The organism is Pediococcus acidilactici DSM 20284 (genome assembly GCF_000146325.1).
Lineage (GTDB): Bacteria > Bacillota > Bacilli > Lactobacillales > Lactobacillaceae > Pediococcus > Pediococcus acidilactici.
In genome coordinates, this window is record NZ_GL397067.1 from 1,741,529 (window position 1) to 1,760,042 (window position 18,514).

Below are 18,514 nucleotides of genomic sequence, written 5' to 3' on the forward strand. Positions count from 1 at the left end.
CCTTCAGTGATTAATTGCGGGGGTGGTTTACCATTTTCGGTAAGCATCTCCATCAGTCACGAAAGTTTGATTACATCATTCCGCCCATACCTGGGTTTGGAGCTGCTGGAGCTGCCGGCTTTTCTTCTGGTAAGTCAGCAACTACTGCTTCCGTTGTTAATAACAATGCGGATACACTAGCAGCGTTTTGAAGTGCTGAACGAGTAACCTTAGTTGGGTCAACGATACCAGCTTCAATCATATCAACCCATTCGTCAGTTGCAGCGTTGTAACCAACACCATCTTTTTGTGTCTTAAGTTTTGTAACGATGACAGAACCTTCTTCACCAGCGTTTTCAGCAATTTGGCGAACTGGTTCTTCAAGAGCACGACGAACGATGTTGATACCTGTTAATTCGTCGCCTTCTGCGTCAAGGTCTTCCAAGGAAGCAATCACGTTAACAAGTGCTGTACCACCACCAGGAACGAATCCTTCTTCAACAGCAGCACGAGTAGCGTTCAAAGCATCTTCGATACGGTACTTCTTTTCCTTCAATTCGGTTTCAGTAGCAGCACCAACACGGATAACTGCAACCCCACCAGCTAACTTAGCAAGACGTTCTTGAAGTTTTTCCTTGTCAAAGTCAGAAGTTGTTTCACTGATTTGTTGCTTGATCATTGCAACCCGTTCAGCGATTTGTTCTTGGCTACCAGAACCTTCAACGATGGTTGTGTCGTCCTTAGTAACCGTAACCTTGTTTGCTTGACCTAATTGTTCGATTGTAACGTCCTTCAAGTTCAAGCCAAGATCGTCAGTGATAACTGTACCACCAGTTAAGATGGCAATATCTTCAAGTTGTTCCTTACGACGGTCACCAAAGCCAGGTGCCTTAACAGCAACCACGTTGAAAGTACCACGCATCTTGTTCAATACCAAGGTTGGCAATGCTTCACCTGTGATGTCATCAGCAATGATCAAAAGTGAACGGCTTTGTTCAACCACTGATTGAAGTAATGGCAAGATGTCTTGGATGTTAGCAATCTTCTTGTCAGTAATTAAGATGTATGGGTTGTCAAGGTTAGCTTCCATCTTGTCGTTGTCAGTAACCATGTATTGTGACATGTAACCACGATCGAATTGCATACCTTCAACAACGTCGAGGGTTGTGTCAACTCCACGAGATTCTTCAATAGTGATAACTCCGTCGTTACCAACTTTTTCCATTGCGTCCGCAATCAACTTACCAACTTCTGGGTTAGCAGAAGAAATTGAAGCGATTTGTGCGATGTCATCCTTTGTCTTTACTTCGTGTGACATGTTGTGCAATGCGGCAACTGCTTTTTCAGTAGCCTTTTCAATACCACGACGAATACCAACTGGGTTAGCACCAGCAGTAACGTTCTTCATACCTTCGTTAACAATTGCTTGGGTAAGTACTGTCGCAGTTGTAGTACCGTCACCAGCAATGTCGTTTGTCTTAGAAGCAACTTCGGATACTAACTTAGCACCCATGTTTTCAAAGTGATCTTCTAATTCAATTGACTTAGCGATTGTTACACCATCGTTAGTGATTGTTGGTGAACCGTATGATTGTTCCAAAACAACGTTACGTCCCTTTGGTCCAATAGTCGACTTAACGGTATCTGCTAATTTGTCGACCCCTTTTAGCATCTTTGTGCGTGCATCTTCTGAAAACTTAATTTCTTTAGCCATGATCAACACTCCTTTAAATTAATTATTCAACAACTGCAACTAAGTCCTTTTCATGGACAACTAAATATTTTTGATCTTCGTATGTTACTTCTGTTCCTGCATATTTATCGTAAACTACTGTGTCGCCTACTTTAACGTTCATTGGTAACGTCTTTCCGTCATCTAAAACGCGACCATTACCTACAGCGACAACTTTACCGGTTTGGGACTTTTCTTTAGCATTACTTGCCAGAACGATGCCTCCGACAGTTTGTTCTTCTTCGTCTTTAGCTTCTAAAATAACGCGATCTCCTAAAGGTTTTAACACGTGAATCCCTCCAAATTTCTGATAATTAAATGCATGATTTATTTAGCACTCGTTATACCTAAGTGCTAACTACACTGATAACTATATCATGTTTTTAATAGAATGCAAGTGTTTTTGACCAATATTAACCAATCAAATATAACAACCGTTCAAATATGCTATACTTACAGGAAATAAAGGAGTGTCATGATGAAAATTAGTAAAAGTTCTTTATTAACTTTAATCACTTATTTAGCAATTTTCTTGCTACCGAGCGTTATCAACCTTTTCGTTCGGTTGGGTGCATCATTTATCTGGGTGGAAACTATCGATTACCTAGTCGGAGCTGCCCTGCTGGTGGTTATTAACCTGAAAAATAACGAAATCAACCAAATTGAAACTCGGCGAATCCCCTTCTTCCGAGCAATTGCGTGGGGGATTATTGGAACCGCGTTAGTAATCGTGCTCCAGTTTGTGGTTAGCTACGTCACTTTTATTCTGGGGCAAAACCCTGCTTCCGCGAACACGGCTACGTTAGTTACCCTAGCGAAAATCAACCCGTTTTTTGTGTTGGCAATCACCGTTGGGGCGCCCATTATGGAAGAATTAGTTTTTCGAAAAGTTTTGTTTGGCAATTTAAGCACGCTGTTCGGGATGCGCTCGAACTTAGGTTTGACGATCATGGCGATCATTTCCAGCTTAGCGTTCGCCTTTATGCATAACGACAGCCACATCTTTTTATACGCCGCAATTGGGCTGCTATTTTGCTGGCTGTACCATAAAACGGGACGCATCCAAACTTCAATGATTGCGCACATTTTGATGAACGGCCTGGTGGTATTGCCGCTGGTGATGTAGGTAATTTAAGACAGTCTGACTGGATTGGGATTCGGTTGGGCTGTTTTTATTACTAAAAAACAACAAGCTGCTTAAAAGTTGTCACACTTTATCAAGTAGCTCGTTGCTTTGCTAGCGGGAATTTAAGGATTGCAATATTAAAATAAATAATCGTATCTATTTTTGATTATCCTTATTGATTTGGCATTCTTTTGAAACTCTTTTGATTACAATGAGATTCTTTAAATGACTTTTTAACCATTTAATAAATGGTATAAAAAATGTGGGGCATTCCCAAAATACCTCTGCGGTTCCAATAAAAAAGAGGTAGTACCGACTAAAATTAGACAAAATAAAACCGTTCGATTGATTTCGAACGGTTTTATTTTGCAAAACATCTAATTTCTGTGCAACTTGTTCAACTGTTTTTCCATTGAGCAGGCTAGAGATCTTATCAATCTAAAGGACAGAGAATCAAGGCCTTCGTTAGAAAACGTCAATTTCACCACCCTACTTTAGTAAATTTATTAGCGACAATATCAGAGCAACGACACTGATAGTCAAAGTTAAATATTGTAGTTTTTCTATGTTTTTCATTTTAATGCCTCCATTTTAAAATTGATGAACAGAAGAGAGACGTATCGCCTCTTTTACCTATTTTTTAAGCATTGTGATGAGTTGTACAATAGCTGTAATCGTCTGAATGATTAGTGTCACTATTGTCATTTGCTTATTGCGATGCCTTTTTATTCTTCATCATCCAGTTTTTATCACTTTCTTAACTTTATGCATTTACTATATCAATATATTGGTATACTTTTACAAACTGAAAACCACCCGATCATTTCGAGCGGATTTTATTTCCAACCACCACTAAAACGTCGTCTTCGAGTAATAATGCTAAACCTATAAATTCATTTGAACCTTAGTAGTTTATCATTCTCCGTAACTAGTAGTTTCATTAAAATTCCATTCTTCAAAGTTCACTACTAATACTATTGATAACTTCCTTAAAACGTTAACTCTTATTAATTTCAGTCAGTTCTTAACCTTATTGATCTAACATCCTTCTGAAACCATGGTTGTAGGCTTTTTGTCTCTTTGCAAGATCTTAACCTTATTGATTTAACATCCTTCTGAAACAGTATTGCAGTAGGGATGCAGTGAATAGTAGATCTTAACCTTATTGATTTAACATCCTTCTGAAACTCTGGTTTAAAAATATGGCTGCGTCAACAAGATCTTAACCTTATTGATTTAACATCCTTCTGAAACAGAAATTCTGAAAACATAGCCAAACGAATGGATCTTAACCTTATTGATTTAACATCCTTCTGAAACAAATAACGCTACTAACATCAGTTACCCTACGATCTTAACCTTATTGATTTAACATCCTTCTGAAACGACTGGTTAGCTCAGTATCGTGCTTATCGAGATCTTAACCTTATTGATTTAACATCCTTCTGAAACGTTGGAATTAGATAACACTGAAAGTGATTAGATCTTAACCTTATTGATTTAACATCCTTCTGAAACGAATCGGAGATATTTCGTTCGCATTAGTCCGATCTTAACCTTATTGATTTAACATCCTTCTGAAACATTCCCATGCCAAGACATCAGCGTCGCTGGGATCTTAACCTTATTGATTTAACATCCTTCTGAAACAATTTCTTCAACAGTAACTTTCTTAATTAAGATCTTAACCTTATTGATTTAACATCCTTCTGAAACAAGCGACAGGGGACATACCATATTTATTAAGATCTTAACCTTATTGATTTAACATCCTTCTGAAACCGTTATTTTCTAACTAAAATTTCATCAATTACTGATGCCAATCAACAAAGTCATTGTCAATGTAGTAGAATTCGCTATTTCCATAGGCCTCCTGATTACCTATTTCTGTGAATTCGATTAGTAAGAGTGCTTGATTCGTTTGACTTACTAGCTGGGTAAGCTCTTCAATTTGGGTCGCTGTCAAATAATGTGCAACATTAGTTAACACGACACACGAATTAATCGCGCACTCCTCGTGAATCTTCAAAACCGCTTCAATTATACCATACGGGTTACCCACACTTAGCGGATCAAAGTGCACTCCACAATACTTCAATAACTTTTTCAAATCAAAATCATAATTGACGCTAATCGGTAAATCTAGCATAAATAATTGTTCAGCAATCGTATTAAATAGTTGGTTGACCTGATCGTGAATTTGGTTACGCTGCTCATCCACCAATCCTTCGGCAAAAACCCGTTCAATCTTAGTTAAATACTTTTGAATAACTAAATCTTGGGTTCCTACGTCACCAATCCAATCGAAAACTTTACTAATTTCGAGTTCTTTGTAGTTTTCATCAAAAGCTAAAATCAATTCGTTACGTTCCTGCATACCATTTACTAAATCGGTATAAACCGTAGAATTATTGGTTCCCAAAACCGTAATTGCGTGAGGTTTAATTTCCACCGGTTCATGAGTTCGATACGTTAGTTTCATAGGATCACCGTCCGATCAGAGGTGTTGCGCACGTCTTTTACCCGTTCACCAACCAAAAAATGCATGTCGTTATACTGCTTCTCAGTTAACGTAAGGGCCTGAATTGTACCATTTTCGGGTAAATAAGTTTTAATGCGGTTTTCCATGAACGTCGGCGATTTTTTATTCACGCATACGCGAACATAAACAGAATATTGAATCATCAAAAAGCCTTCGTTAATTAGCGCTTTTCTAAATTGTCGGTACTGTTTTCTTTGTACCGCCGTCTCAACTGGTAAATCAAACATTATCATTAATCGCATTATTCGGTACCTCATCGCTTAACTCCATTTCAATCGTAAAACTATTAGCTTTCCCCGCTAAATACTTCAAACAATTCCGTACGTGATCAGTAATCGCGTTACGTAAAATCGTCTTCTTGCCGTTATACTTAAGTTCCAAACTCAAGAGTTCCACCAGCCCGTACTTAATGTCAGGCGTAAGTTGATTAAATTTTTGATTTGCCACCCAGCAATCCACAACCGGCCGAAAGGGTTCCATCAAGTCTGAAGCCAAGTTAAACTGGTTTTCCTCGCTATCATGATGAATCCCTAAATATGTAACGTAGCCATTCGCCACGATTTCTTGGTTTACGGCCGACAACAAAATTGAGTAACCATAGTTCAACGCCGCGTTAATTACCGAACCATCCCTCCTTGTAAAACCGTTTTCAAACAATAACGGAAAATATTTGTGCGCTACCACCGCTTCCCGATTGGTTAAATCATTCAATTCCAATTTTTCCAATTCCAATACAAGTTCATCAGTCGAATGATCTAGTAAATTCAAAACGTTAATTTGATTGATGATTTTATTAGCCACTAATTTCGTCCACAATATTTGTTGTAACTGTAAGTCCCAATTAACTTGCTCTCGCAGCAGCTGGGCGGTCCGGTTAGCGGGATAATAGCCGTAAATTTCGCTAATCGGTTCACGCGCTTCATCGGTAAATACAATTTTGACGTTTTTCTTTGATAGCTCACTAATTAACGCCGTCGTAATTACCGCTTGCGTCGTCGAAATTAGCAACAAACTAATGTCATCAACCGGAATTTGATTAATTCCGTCATTGGTCAGCACAATCATCGCATGTGCCGAATACGATAATTTAGCGTGCTGGGTGATGATTACTGATCTCCATCCCATATTTTTAAAACCTCCTTGATTTTACCAGTGTACTGGTTTATATTAATGGTGTTGGGTAGCTCCCAACTTTTAACCTTATTGATTTAACATCCTGATTTGAAATCAAACAATGCACTTTGTGCGGAGTTTATCCACTTGTCCCAGCTATCTGGGCAATACATAGTGAAAGAGGAACCGACCCTTAATGGGACGGCTCCTCTTTTTTGATGCTCTCATTAAAGATCGCTTAATTTAATTTTACGTTCGAATAATCCTGATGGCGATTGGTGGATTAAGATTGCGTTTTTAGATAAAATAATTCCATTTGGTACTTGTAATTGTCCAAATGCTGTTGAAAAACCAATTGGTTTCAAATTTCCAAAAGCCGCATTAGCATGCAATCCCTTCAAAATCTCTAAAATCATTTCACGCTTACCGTGGGCAACTACTTTTCGTCCTTCATACTTGGTTTCAGCTGGCAAATCAATAAATTGATCCCGATTATCATTTAATTTCTTCCGGAAACCGTTGATATCGTATAAATCAAAAGATTGATTAACAATTGATAAGATTTCATCGTAAACTGCGATTAAATTATCGTCTTTCTGCGTCTCATCAAATTTTCGGTCATCCGCAATTACTTGTAGAGCTTTTTCTGACAAAACTAGTTGCTTAGCATTATATTTATATGTCGAACTGCCTAGCATCATTTTAACGGGACCATCTTGAACTAATTGCCGGTAGTGCACTTTATCTAGAACAATCTCGAATTCTGTTTTCTTGATTCCCTTTTTAGTGCTCTTTGTAAATTGTGGCGCGATAACTTTATGAAGCGCCTGTAAATACTGCTGTGAATCTTGTTGCTTTAACTTCTCTAATTTGGCAGCCACCCGAGTTGGAATTCCGACCACCTTGAAATATTTGCCCTTCTTTTTATCTTCTAAGGCAACGATTGCAAGATAGGCGTCCGTATTTCCACTATAACCACCATATAAATCCGTAGGCCGATCTTCTTTAATCGGAATTAGTTTCCCATGATAATTCTTTGGATAAACAGTTTGGTTAAATAGTTCCGCTCTTCGAGTGGTGATTTCCCGAGAAACAATCATAAATTTATAATCATAAACCTTCTTAATCTGCTTGATGGTCTCATTCGGCGCCACGTTTGACCACAAGATTTCACCAGTTTCGGGAGCAACCACTTTCTTTTCTCGCTCAATTTTTCCTAAAAAGTTAAAACGTTTATGTCCTATGTCTTCCTTGTTACCAAACTTTTTAAAATTATCATAAACAAAGTATGGCTGTAATTTTGGATAACATTTATACAAATAGTTTCCAATAAAGATGGTTAAATAAGCGTCAAAGGCATGGTGGTAGTCGTTAACTTCCCGCACCTTAACCAAATCAAACATTTTCCGCATTTGAGAATTCATTTTCGCTGGAACTTCGATAATTTCGGTGTCCTTATCGTAAATTCCATTTAAAATGTTAGCTGTCAGTTTGATGACTTGACTGGTCTCCACGAGTTGCCGGTTAATAAATCCCTTTTGGGCGTATTTACTGATATTATCCGGATCGGTAATTAAGTTATTATATTTTCGTTTGGAAATCATTCCGTTATCCAGCAAGTACCGCCAAAATGAGCCCATTTTTTTGCCAAACATTTTAGCCGGTACATTATCACTTTTTCCGTTGTTAACCGCCCGAATCGTCAATACCCGGTTGTCCAAACTATCATCCTTAATAAAGGATTGTGGCAAAATGTGGTCAACATCGTAATCGTTCAACTTATCTAGACTAATAGTGTCGCCAGTATAAACATCCCGGCCTAATTGGGTAAAGTACAGGTAGTACTTATCCGATAAAACGTGCTTATTTTCCTTGAATTCAGCTAGTTCAGCAGTTAACCCCGCGTCTACAACTTCTTCGGCGCTTTCATAAAGTTTTTCCAAGGTCCGCAAACGGCTTTGCGTCCGTTGGGGGTTCGCCGCGGCTTCACGGGTAAACTCAATCGCAATTTTTTCAGGTGGGTTACCCACTGCTTTTTCAATATCTTGGACAACCTTCACCACTTGACGGATTGCCTTCTTATTTTGTGGTGAAGTGTACGCATCCCCCAAAATGTTTTCAATATTCTCCCAAACATTATCCGGGTCGTTGCCCTCAAATTGCTTTTCGTTGGCCTGTTGAATCAGTGCCGCAAATTCTGGACGACTTTGAATTTGCATGAAGTTTCCGGTCGAACGCCACATTTCGTCTAAAATTGAGTATCCTTCCGCGTTCTTTAGCCCAGTTAAGAGCTTCTTGGAAAGCCGACCCCATCCTTTGTAACGTTTAGCCACCAGTTGTTGAATCTGCTTTTCAGATAGCCAACCCAGGGCTTGTAATTTTGCCTTGAAGATTCCCCGATCCTCAAAAATTGTCGACCATTCCACGATTTGTTCTAAGTCCTCTTGAAATTGCGGATCATTTACCCGCTCCCCAAACATATTTTTGAAATCAATATAAGTTGATAGACTTGATAAAAATTTCTTTGGATCGGCTAATCCGCCCACGGTAGGCGCGGTTGCGGCTTTCTTCTTGGTAACGTAGTAATTTTGGAGCGCTTTAATGGAAACCGTTTTTTGTTGCTTAAACAAGTCATTATAAACGTCTTGCTTATCCTTAAGTGACAAATGCCGCCCATTAATTTTCAAATTGTTCAGTTCATTAAGCACCACAAATTTTTGATAAATCATACTTTCCGCAGGTAAGACATCTTCGCCAAAAAGATACGTATCTTTGGTAGTCATCCGCCGAATAAATCGGTTTGCGGATTCCATCCGGTCAACTTTTTCATCAAAATTCCATGGTGTAATTGGACCGGCAGCCTTTCGCTTCATCCACGCAAACACGTTTTCTCCGTTTTGTGCTTGTTCTTCCGGCGTTACCAACGGGCCCACGTAATACGGGATCTTAAAGGCAATCAATTCGTCTAGTTTGTAAGGAGCATCTTTACGGCGCTTAACGTTTGGATTCGGCTCCGCCAAAAATGGATAGTATTTAGATTGCTTTTCAATAATTTGGTCGAGCTCCTGTTGATGCAGTTGATGAGGGATTGCCCCATTTTGCCCAGTCCGTTGCTTAGGCATGAACTGGTCTAGCTGAATTAAACGTTTAATTTCTTTTGCATCCGGCGAATCATCTAAGTTCTTTTCCACAGCCTTATAGAAATCATCTTGGTTCTGGGTCTTATCGTCCGTTTTACCGACGTAGGCCGTGTACGTTTCCTTCAGTGCTTTTGCTTTCTTAGCATCCGGATGATTCTCAATCACCTTTTTCAATAATCCTAAATGGTGATGGTGGTTTTCATATTTTTCAACCATCGCCGCGGACAACGAATTACCATCCTTCGTAATTTCATTTAGTGAAAACCAGTTATGTAGTCTTTGCAAAAGATCAATAATTTCCAAACGATTTTCATCTAAATCACCCGTGAATTCTTCTAATTTATCATCCGCCCCCTCGTCGTTTAACTTCAAGGACCAGTCCGCGTCCGTTTCAACTTGGAGGAGCACGTCAAGCTTGAACTTATAGTTCAAAATCGCGTTAACAAACTGCGTAACGATCTTCTTGTTTTCGCTCTGTAACGCCTTGTTGCTTGCGGGAAGCAGCATCATCTTCACTAGTTGCTTTTTCTTATCCATTTTATAGATGGTTGTGCTGCTAAGAACATCCTTAACATCCGCCACTTGTGCTAAATCAAAGGCCAGCTCATTATCAGGAACAATTTCCGCGTAAAGTTGGTTTAACTGGTCAAACAAAGTATCCAGTTCGATGTTTTCTACTTTAAACGACCGCATCGGCGTTCCGTTTAAGAAGTTTCCACGGTATTTAATAATGTGATGGACTGCTAAATAAATTTCCCGAAAATCAAACTTCCGATCTTTCTCCATCAATGCTTTTCGCAAATGGTAAATCGTGGGATATTCCTCATAGAATTGATAATCTTTCCGTTCTGGGAATAAAAGTGAGCCTTGAAAAGACTTCTTTGGATCCAAATTTGACCGGTTCGATTCTTTTAACCGGGCCAAAAAGGTGGGGTCCACCTCGGCAAGGTGCGCATCAAAAATTTCATTTAATAAATTGATCCGCCACCGGCGCCGGGATAACCTCCGCCGCGTAGTCCGAAAACCACGCCGATCCGCCGCCGTTTTGCCCTCTTCAAAGAGGCGTACCCCAATTGCCGTCTTTCCTTTAACTCGAATGGGTTGGTTATTTTCGTCAACTGCCGCAAAGCCAATTGATGACGTCCCGATATCGAGACCAAGGTTATACTTTCTGTCACCCATGTAAAATTCCTCCTCAACGTTATTAATCTCACTATATCGTTTTTCCCCCGATTACTCAACGCATTTTAAGCGGTTTCAACGTTATTAAATTAAACTTTTGCGTACCTTGCAGTTTTGCTTGAGTATGCTAGAATTAACTAAATTATTAGCACTAAATTCATCAATCCGGGGGGAGGATTTTACCATGAAAAAAATTGCGTCAATCGCTATCTTAGCAGTCTTACCATTAACCTTGGCAAGTTGTGGCAACCATTCTACTTCTAACTCTGATACATCTTCTAATTCTAGCAAGACCGAAAAGGTGGCCAAGTCATCAAGTAAGTCGTCTGCTAGCAAGGACGCTAAATCAAGTTCAGCTGATAAAGCAACTAGCTCATCAGCTAGCGCAAACTCTTCAAAAGACTCGACTAACTCTAACTCTAGCTCTAATTCTAATTCCGCTTCTTCTTCAACAAGTTCGGCTACCGACTCAAGTAGTTCTGCAGATAATCAAATGTCCCGCAGCGACTTAACGAAGGCAGAAAAGAAGAATGGCAACCGGCCCCTTGCTGACGAGAAAATTCAAAACGAACAAGCAGCAGTTGCCCTTCTAACTGAAAAATATGGTAATCAAAATTGGAAAGTGGCCTTTAGTTCCATTGGCAAGTCTTCACCAATTTATTTCCACATTACCTCCCCTAAACACGGTTCTTACTACGTTTACGCAAATGGTGACGTGCAAAGCGCGGACGGGGACCTTTCCAACCACCAAATCGTTAACAAATAACTAACACCGCACTTTAGGCAAATTAAAAACGAGCGCATTGGCCAAAAGTTGGGGAGTTTGCAAGCACTAACCTAAAAGCGACCATTATTATGTCTAAATTTGGCATAATAATGGTCGCTTTTAGGTTAAGCGGGACAAACTAGCTTTTGGTGTGTCGACCCTAGTAGAATCAACCCGCCAAAAGGAGCTTTCCGTTTTTTCGCAGTCTCTCGCTTTATTTATCACGTTACTTAATTGCTTGGGCTACCGCAGCTTGTACAGCATCCCTTTCTATTTCAATTAGTGCGACCCGGGTTTCAATTACCTTAATATCCATCGTAATTTCCCGAGTTAATCCTGGAGTTGCTAGTTTTGGTTCAAAGAATGCTTTGAATTCGGCTAGGCGCGTCGAGGTTTGGAAAATCCCCGCAATCACCGTAATGTAGGTGGCAAATTCCATGTCACCGCCCACCGTGTCTTCGAGCCATTGCCATTCGTCACGAATCCAGTTCCATGCCGAGCCTTGCCCTTGAGGGTTAGCCAATACGCCACGGAACCACGCTCGCAAGTCTTGCGGCTTAATTACTTGCGCATTTTCAAACTGTTGAACTAGTTGTTGAATCAATGGTAAGGATGGTGTGGCCGTAAGCGCCTGGCAAAGGTCACTCTTGTAGCTCGCATCGCTTGTCCGTTGATATTCTTTAAGCAACCGGGCAAAAAGCTCAGGGCTACCGAAATGTTCGACTTCATTCCGAATTACTAAGGAACGAATTGCGGCCGGTAGTTTTGGCAGCTGTGCTTCGTTTTCTTCAAATAGCTGATGGGCTTGTGCGGTAACTGCTGGATTTTCAGCGTACAAAGCCGCCTTCAATACCATCGGACGCATCAACTGGTCGTCGTTGGTTTCACTAGCCGCCGCTTGCCAGCCTAACCGTTGGGCCGGTGCTTGACTTAATTCACCAAAGAACTTCTTAAGTTGCTTTTCTGCTGAGCTTTGCGGAGCAACGAACTTCTTTAAATCATTTGCCACCCGGTATAACATTTCCGTTACGAGCGCAGAATCGGTTTTCGCAAATCGTGGTAATAAGGGCACAATCTCCGCGTAGGAAATTTGCTTGCCTTCCGCCAACAAACGCAGGTCTTGCAATAGTTGAAGCTGGTCGATCGCGGTCAATTGCTCCCAATCAGCTAAAATATCATCTAATAACCGTTGGTCGTAGCGCACGATGAAATGCGAACTGTTGCCCACGTTCAAACGGAACGGTTGTTGGTTTCGATCCCGTAAGTCTTGGTAATTTCCTAAATTCAAGGTCTTCGTCTGTAGTAAGGCCGGAACCTCTGCGTAGTTCCCGTTCAACGGAATCTGCCATTGGCGTTGTTGAGCTTGTCCTTCACCAATGAAGAATTGTTGTTGTTCAAGTACCAGGTCACCATTTTCAACTTGGACGGTCACCACTGGGTATCCCGGTTGATCTAGCCACGTATGCATGATGTCACCAATTGGCATGTTCGCAGCTTCCCCGAGGGCTTGCCACAAATCGTTTCCGATAGCATTTCCGTACTGGTGGCTTGCAAAGTATTTTTGCAAGCCTTGACGGAGAGCGTCGTCGCCAATCAAAGCGCGGACCATTACCAGCATCCGGGCTCCCTTTGCATAAACGATGGCTCCGTCAAAGAGGGCGTCAATTTCGGCTGGATCGTTAACTTGGACGTGCACGGATTGCACTCCGTCCGTAGCATCCCGTTGTAAAGCTGCGCCTGCTTCAGAATTTTGGAACAATTCCCAAATTTGCCAATCGGGTTCCAAAGCGTCAACGGCCACGTATTCCATCATGTTGGCAAAACTTTCGTTTAACCAAAGGTCGTCCCACCATTGCATGGTTACTAAGTCACCAAACCACTGGTGCGCTAATTCGTGAGCAATTACCGTAGCCACCACCTGTTTAGTACGTAGAGTGGTGTTCTTTGGATCGAGCAAAAGGTAAGCTTCCCGGTAAGTTACCAAGCCCCAGTTTTCCATTGCTCCGGCTGAAAAGTCTGGCAAGGCTAGTTGCCATGAATGCGGTAATGGATACGGAGTTTGGTAGAAGTCTTCGTAAAATTCAATCGCTCGTTTGGCAATATCCAAAGCAAAATCTAACTCTTGCGGCTGATGAGCCTTGGTGGCGAAAACGCCCACTTGGACGCCGCTCTTAGTTTTAGTTTGCTTACTTTGCAAATCACCAAAGGCAAACGCGATTAAGTACGTAGACATTTTTACCGTACGTTCAAAATAATGATAGCCATCCTCGACCTTAGTTTCTGGCATGTTGCTCAATACCACTTCGCCAGGATGTTCGTCGAACTTAATGGCTAAATCAAAGGTGGCCTTGGCTTCCGGCTCGTCCACGCACGGAAAGGCTTGCCGCGCAAAGGTGGTCTCAAACTGGGTGCCCACTAAATGCTTGGTTTCCCCATTCACTTCGTAATATGACGGATAAATCCCCATCATCGTGTCGGTTAACTTGGTGGTGTATTTGATTTCCAAAGTTACCGTTCCGGTGTGCGGTAATTTAACGTGAATTGCTTCCGCGGCTTGATCAATGGTAAAATCGCCTGCCGTACCATCTACCCGTAGTTCTTCGATTTGTAGATCCTTTTGATGGATGTCAATTTGGGAACTTAACGCCTCCCCGGTAATAGTGGTCGTTCCCTTAATTTCCTTTGTTTCCCGACTAATTGCTAATTTAATTTGGTAATTAGTTGGGTGAAATTTAGTGTAAAATCGTTCAATATTCGCCATGCTGCTCCTCCTATTTTGCCCAGCGCTTATAAATCAACGCCCTTATCTTCTGGCAAATTCTTTAAATTAACCAAATGGTGGAAAAACACAAAGATTACGCAACCGAAAATTACTAGCAAAATAAATGCTAACTGACTCCCCGCACTTACGTTTTGCGCGTGGGTGTAGCCTGGGCGTTTAACCGATCCCATCAATAGCGCTAAGACAGTCGTTCCGATTGCTCCGGTAACCTGTTGTCCCGTATTATACAACGCGTTAGCATCGTTTTGAAATTCTTTGTCAATATGTTTTAGCCCGTATGCGACCGAATTTCCAAACGCCATCGAGCGGCCAATCGCGAAAATTAAGTAAGCAATCGTGATTCCAACCACTCCTAATTGAGGTCCCCAGCACATTAAGCCAACCAACGCCAACGTAAACAAAATGTCTCCGATATACAAGGGCACTTTTCCGCCAAACCGATCCAACAGCCAGCCGTACAATGGTTGTCCAAATCCGTTAAATAAACTCCCCGGCAGTAAGATTAGCCCACCAACTAGCGAAGTCGCTTGAAAAACATCCTGCACGTAATTAGGTAACAGGAAGTTAATCCCTACGTTTGCAAATTGCAACATTATATATGGTAGAAAACTGTATAAAAAGGCTGGTTGCTTAAAAACTTGTAGTGAAAATAAAGCTTTCGTTGCAGTGTGCGAGCGTTTAACAAATAGTATAGTTAAGCCAATGCTGACGATCAGCAACCCTACAAAAGTACCCAATTGCATTTCTCCGAGGGCGTTCAATCCAACAATTAAACTAACTAACGCTATCCCCAACAAAAGAAACCGGGTCCAGTCAAATGCGTAGTGCTGGTCAGTAGGCGCGTACTGCTTGATGACTTTCATGCCAAGCAACATCAGCACTAACGCAACGGGTAAAGTTGACCAAAAAATCATTCGCCAACTATTAAAAGCAACTACCGCCCCGCCAAACGTGGGCCCGAGTGCCGGTGCAATCAAAATAATCAAGTTTGCCATTCCAATGTAAGTCCCCAATTTATGCTGGGGCACTACGTCTAGAATAATGTTGACCATCAGGGGCGTGCATAGTCCCACACATCCTGCCTGAATTAACCGCCCGGCTAACAAAACCCAAAAGTTAGTCGCTAGCCCACAAATCAAGTCACCGCTGCTAAATAAGATTGCCGCGGCGGTAAACAACTGCCGGTTGGTAAACCGACGTTTCATGTAAGCCGACGTTAACATTACTAAGGCAGCCATCAATAAGTATCCGGCGGTCACCCACTGAACCGTGTTGAGGGGGACGTGAAACTCCTTCATTAAAGCTGGGAAAGTTACGTTCATTGAGGTTTCCGTCAAAATTCCCATAAAGGACATCAACGCCACTACCGCCACCACAATCATCGGGTTGGTGTGCCGCGTATTTTGTGCTTCCATATTTTTCTTCCTCTCTTATTTTCATCAAACGTGCTTCTACCATAATGAAAATAATTCAGGAAAATGTCAAATCCGTAATGAAAAATCCAGTTCGTTTTCACAAACAAAATATTTTACTCATAAAATATAAAACGCCAAGAATCATGTTAATGAATTCTTGGCGTACTGGGGGACATTCTAGTTGGTTAAAATTTATACGTTAGCCAACGCTTGGTCGATTGCTTGACTACCGCTGCTCATCATAAATACTTTTTTAACAGTATTCGGCTGTTTCAAAACGTCTGCTAGAACCCTTGCCACGTCTGGAATTGGGTTAGTCTTTTGTGGGAGCTCTTTTCCGATGTAAATTTGGCCGGTTCCCGCTTCTTCAGTCAAACTAGTTGGCTGAACAATGGTGTAATCCAAATCGGTGTCATGAACGAGGTAGTTGTCCGCAAAGAACTTAGCGGTTGTGTAATCCAAGAGGTCTGCCAAACCGCCTTCGTGCCACTTACGTTCCGATTCCAATGTGTATAGCGAACTCAGCATGACGTAACGCTTAATGCCTAATTTTTCGGCCGCTTGCATAGTTTTAACCGCGCCCATCGCATCAGTTTGCAACAAGTCGGCGCCTCGCGAACCAGCAGTGAAGTAAACGGCGTCGCTCCCCTTCATTAAGTCGGCGATCGCGTCTACCCCGTCATGCAAATCAAGCTTTACCGCGTTCACGTGATCCATCTCAACAACGTTTTCAGGATGCCGCGCTCCAGCAACCACTTCGTTACCATCCGCAACTAAATTCTTAATTAAGGCGGTAGCAACCCGTCCAGAGCCGCCCGCAATAAATATCTTTGCCATTCTCCGTTCCTCCTAGCTAATGTAAATAAACTTTTTGGCCCTTAGCCCTATACTAACTGACTTTTTGTAAGCGTTCAAGAGTTATCACTTATCTATTAATTTCCTTTGTAATATTTTTGCACGGTAAATATTGAGGAATTTATTACCGAACTAGCATAGAAATATTATTTCGGTGGTACATGTACCGCATTCGTATCAATTCAATAATCCACCTTATCTCCTTTTAAAAAATACAAAAAAACCACCTATCATCCGGATTAACCGGGATAAGGTGGTTTTCGTTTATATTCAGTTTATTCCCATTCCACAGTTGCCGGCGGCTTGGACGTAATGTCGTACACTACACGGTTAACGTGGTCAACTTCGTTTACGATTCGCACCGAAATTTTTTGGAGTACATCCCATGGGATCCGCGCGAAGTCGGCGGTCATTCCATCAATTGAGTTAACTGCACGAATTCCGACTGTATAGTCGTAAGTCCGGCCGTCACCCATTACCCCAACGCTGCGAATTCCTGGTAAGACGGTGAAGTATTGCCAAATGTCACGATCTAAGCCAGCGTTTTTGATTTCTTCACGTAAAATCAAGTCACTATCGCGAACGATTTGCAATTTATCTTCGGTAATTTCACCTAGCACCCGAATTCCTAGACCAGGGCCAGGGAAAGGTTGCCGCCAAACTAAATCTTCTGGCATTCCCAACTTTTCACCTAAGTCACGCGCTTCATCCTTGAACAAGGTCCGAAGTGGTTCGATTAGTTCAAAGTGCATGTCTTCTGGCAATCCACCCACGTTATGATGGGATTTGATTGTTTGCGCAGTATCCGTTCCACTTTCGATTACGTCAGTGTAAAGGGTACCTTGAGCCAAGAAATCAATCCCCTTAAGTTTTTGAGCTTCGTCATTGAAGACTTCGATAAATTCGTTACCGATGATCTTCCGTTTTTGTTCAGGATCAGTAACTCCGGCTAACTTGCTCAAGAAGCGGTCTTGTGCGTCAACCTTGATAATGTTCAAGCCGAATTTGCCTTCTAGGCTATCCATAACTTGCTTTGCTTCACCTTTACGTAACAAACCATGATCCACAAAGATACATACTAGTTGATCACCAATTGCTTTGTTCAGCAATACGCCGACAACGCTTGAGTCGACCCCACCAGAAAGTCCTAAGAGTACTTTACGGTCGCCAACTTCTTCGCGAATCTTTTCCACTTGCATGTCAATGAAGTCGTTCATTGACCAATTTGCTTGAGCTTGACAAACATCAAAGGCAAAGTGCCGTAAAATATCGTTACCATATTGCGTATTCCGCACTTCCGCGTGGAATTGAACGCCGTAAAATTTCCGGTCGTCATCCGCCATGGAAGCGATTGGGCAATTTGCGCTAGTAGCTACCGTCTTAAAACCGGCTGGAACTTCACGAACCAAGTCACCGTGGCTCATCCAAACCGTTTGAGTAGCTGGCAAGCCTTTAAACAATGCCGCCTGGTCATCAGTTACGTTAATGTCTGCGTGGCCGTATTCCCGGTTATCCGCAGATTCAACCCGACCGCCCAAATTGTAGGCCATCAATTGCATTCCGTAACAAATCCCCAAAATTGGAATTCCTAATTGATAAATTTCAGGATCAACTCGAAAAGCATCGTCATCATAAACACTGTTCGGTCCCCCGGAGAAAATAATTCCCTTAGGATTAATCTGCTTAATTTCTTCCGCAGTGATTTTATGAGAAAGAAGCTCTGAGTAAACCCCAAATTCACGGATTCTGCGCGTAATCAATTGGTTGTATTGACTACCAAAATCCAAAACAATGATTTTATCAAAATTTGATAAATCTGTGTTCGCCAAGTCCTTCACCTCATCTTTTCATTCTTATCCTCTATCATACAGGAAAATTGTGA

Annotated in this window: 12 protein-coding genes and 1 CRISPR repeat array; of the genes, 2 read left to right on the forward strand and 10 right to left on the reverse strand. The window is 41.5% G+C overall.

The annotated features are described in order from the left end of the window. Window positions 1-70: 70 nt before the first annotated feature. Both groL and groES read right to left on the reverse strand, forming a co-directional pair. Window positions 71-1,693 (reverse strand): chaperonin GroEL, encoded by a 1,623-nt coding sequence (gene groL, locus HMPREF0623_RS08330; protein ID WP_002829959.1) that lies wholly within the window; start codon window positions 1,691-1,693, stop codon window positions 71-73. Between the two features lie 22 nt (window positions 1,694-1,715). After that, complete coding sequence (groES, locus tag HMPREF0623_RS08335) at window positions 1,716-2,000, reverse strand: co-chaperone GroES (RefSeq protein ID WP_002829962.1); 285 nt, start codon at window positions 1,998-2,000, stop codon at window positions 1,716-1,718. A gap of 189 nt (window positions 2,001-2,189) precedes the next feature. Here groES and HMPREF0623_RS08340 point away from each other — a divergent pair, with 189 nt between their 5' ends. Next, window positions 2,190-2,837: a CPBP family intramembrane glutamic endopeptidase gene (locus HMPREF0623_RS08340; RefSeq protein ID WP_002829963.1), complete on the forward strand. Its 648-nt coding sequence runs from the start codon at window positions 2,190-2,192 to the stop codon at window positions 2,835-2,837. A 1,020-nt stretch (window positions 2,838-3,857) separates the two neighbouring features. Further along, a CRISPR array of direct repeats spans window positions 3,858-4,619; the repeat unit is 36 nt; unit sequence GATCTTAACCTTATTGATTTAACATCCTTCTGAAAC. Between the two features lie 28 nt (window positions 4,620-4,647). On the opposite strand, the gene csn2 is transcribed toward HMPREF0623_RS08340, so the two are convergent. From csn2 to cas9, 4 genes are all read right to left on the reverse strand, one after another. Further along, the gene (gene csn2 / locus HMPREF0623_RS08345) at window positions 4,648-5,319 is read right to left on the reverse strand and encodes a type II-A CRISPR-associated protein Csn2 (protein ID WP_004166697.1); all 672 of its coding nucleotides are present in this window, start codon (window positions 5,317-5,319) and stop codon (window positions 4,648-4,650) included. Then, complete coding sequence (gene cas2 / locus HMPREF0623_RS08350) at window positions 5,316-5,621, reverse strand: CRISPR-associated endonuclease Cas2 (protein ID WP_004166698.1); 306 nt, start codon at window positions 5,619-5,621, stop codon at window positions 5,316-5,318. Before cas2 ends, csn2 begins: the two co-directional genes overlap by 4 nt. Continuing rightward, window positions 5,599-6,504 (reverse strand): type II CRISPR-associated endonuclease Cas1, encoded by a 906-nt coding sequence (cas1, locus tag HMPREF0623_RS08355; protein WP_004166699.1) that lies wholly within the window; start codon window positions 6,502-6,504, stop codon window positions 5,599-5,601. The genes cas2 and cas1 overlap by 23 nt, the downstream gene beginning before the upstream one ends. Before the next feature lie 215 nt (window positions 6,505-6,719). Further along, the gene (cas9, locus tag HMPREF0623_RS08360; protein ID WP_004166700.1) at window positions 6,720-10,814 is read right to left on the reverse strand and encodes a type II CRISPR RNA-guided endonuclease Cas9; all 4,095 of its coding nucleotides are present in this window, start codon (window positions 10,812-10,814) and stop codon (window positions 6,720-6,722) included. A gap of 184 nt (window positions 10,815-10,998) precedes the next feature. On the opposite strand from cas9, the gene HMPREF0623_RS08365 reads away from it, so the two are divergent. Further along, on the forward strand, window positions 10,999-11,580 hold the full coding sequence (locus HMPREF0623_RS08365; RefSeq protein WP_036671447.1) for a hypothetical protein: 582 nt from the start codon (window positions 10,999-11,001) through the stop codon (window positions 11,578-11,580). 226 nt (window positions 11,581-11,806) lie between these two features. Here HMPREF0623_RS08365 and HMPREF0623_RS08370 read toward each other — a convergent pair whose 3' ends face one another. From HMPREF0623_RS08370 to guaA, 4 genes are all read right to left on the reverse strand, one after another. Further along, a complete protein-coding gene (locus tag HMPREF0623_RS08370) occupies window positions 11,807-14,341 on the reverse strand; it encodes a M1 family metallopeptidase (RefSeq protein ID WP_004166703.1) in 2,535 nt (844 codons plus the stop codon). Between the two features lie 26 nt (window positions 14,342-14,367). Continuing rightward, entirely contained in the window at window positions 14,368-15,777 is a 1,410-nt protein-coding gene (locus tag HMPREF0623_RS08375; RefSeq protein WP_004166704.1) for an MFS transporter, read from the reverse strand. 192 nt (window positions 15,778-15,969) lie between these two features. Next, entirely contained in the window at window positions 15,970-16,614 is a 645-nt protein-coding gene (locus HMPREF0623_RS08380) for an SDR family oxidoreductase (RefSeq protein WP_004166705.1), read from the reverse strand. 293 nt (window positions 16,615-16,907) lie between these two features. Then, window positions 16,908-18,461, reverse strand: coding sequence for a glutamine-hydrolyzing GMP synthase (gene guaA, locus HMPREF0623_RS08385; protein ID WP_002829982.1), 1,554 nt, complete (start codon window positions 18,459-18,461; stop codon window positions 16,908-16,910). Between the last annotated feature and the right edge of the window lie 53 nt (window positions 18,462-18,514).

Coding starts and splice junctions, on each gene's coding strand:
- groL (WP_002829959.1), bottom strand. CDS start 1,693: ATGGCTAAAGAAATTAAGTTTTCAGAAGATGCACGCACAAAGATGCTA.
- HMPREF0623_RS08340 (WP_002829963.1), top strand. CDS start 2,190: ATGAAAATTAGTAAAAGTTCTTTATTAACTTTAATCACTTATTTAGCA.
- csn2 (WP_004166697.1), bottom strand. CDS start 5,319: ATGAAACTAACGTATCGAACTCATGAACCGGTGGAAATTAAACCTCAC.
- cas2 (WP_004166698.1), bottom strand. CDS start 5,621: ATGCGATTAATGATAATGTTTGATTTACCAGTTGAGACGGCGGTACAA.
- cas1 (WP_004166699.1), bottom strand. CDS start 6,504: ATGGGATGGAGATCAGTAATCATCACCCAGCACGCTAAATTATCGTAT.
- cas9 (WP_004166700.1), bottom strand. CDS start 10,814: ATGGGTGACAGAAAGTATAACCTTGGTCTCGATATCGGGACGTCATCA.
- HMPREF0623_RS08365 (WP_036671447.1), top strand. CDS start 10,999: ATGAAAAAAATTGCGTCAATCGCTATCTTAGCAGTCTTACCATTAACC.
- HMPREF0623_RS08370 (WP_004166703.1), bottom strand. CDS start 14,341: ATGGCGAATATTGAACGATTTTACACTAAATTTCACCCAACTAATTAC.
- HMPREF0623_RS08375 (WP_004166704.1), bottom strand. CDS start 15,777: ATGGAAGCACAAAATACGCGGCACACCAACCCGATGATTGTGGTGGCG.
- HMPREF0623_RS08380 (WP_004166705.1), bottom strand. CDS start 16,614: ATGGCAAAGATATTTATTGCGGGCGGCTCTGGACGGGTTGCTACCGCC.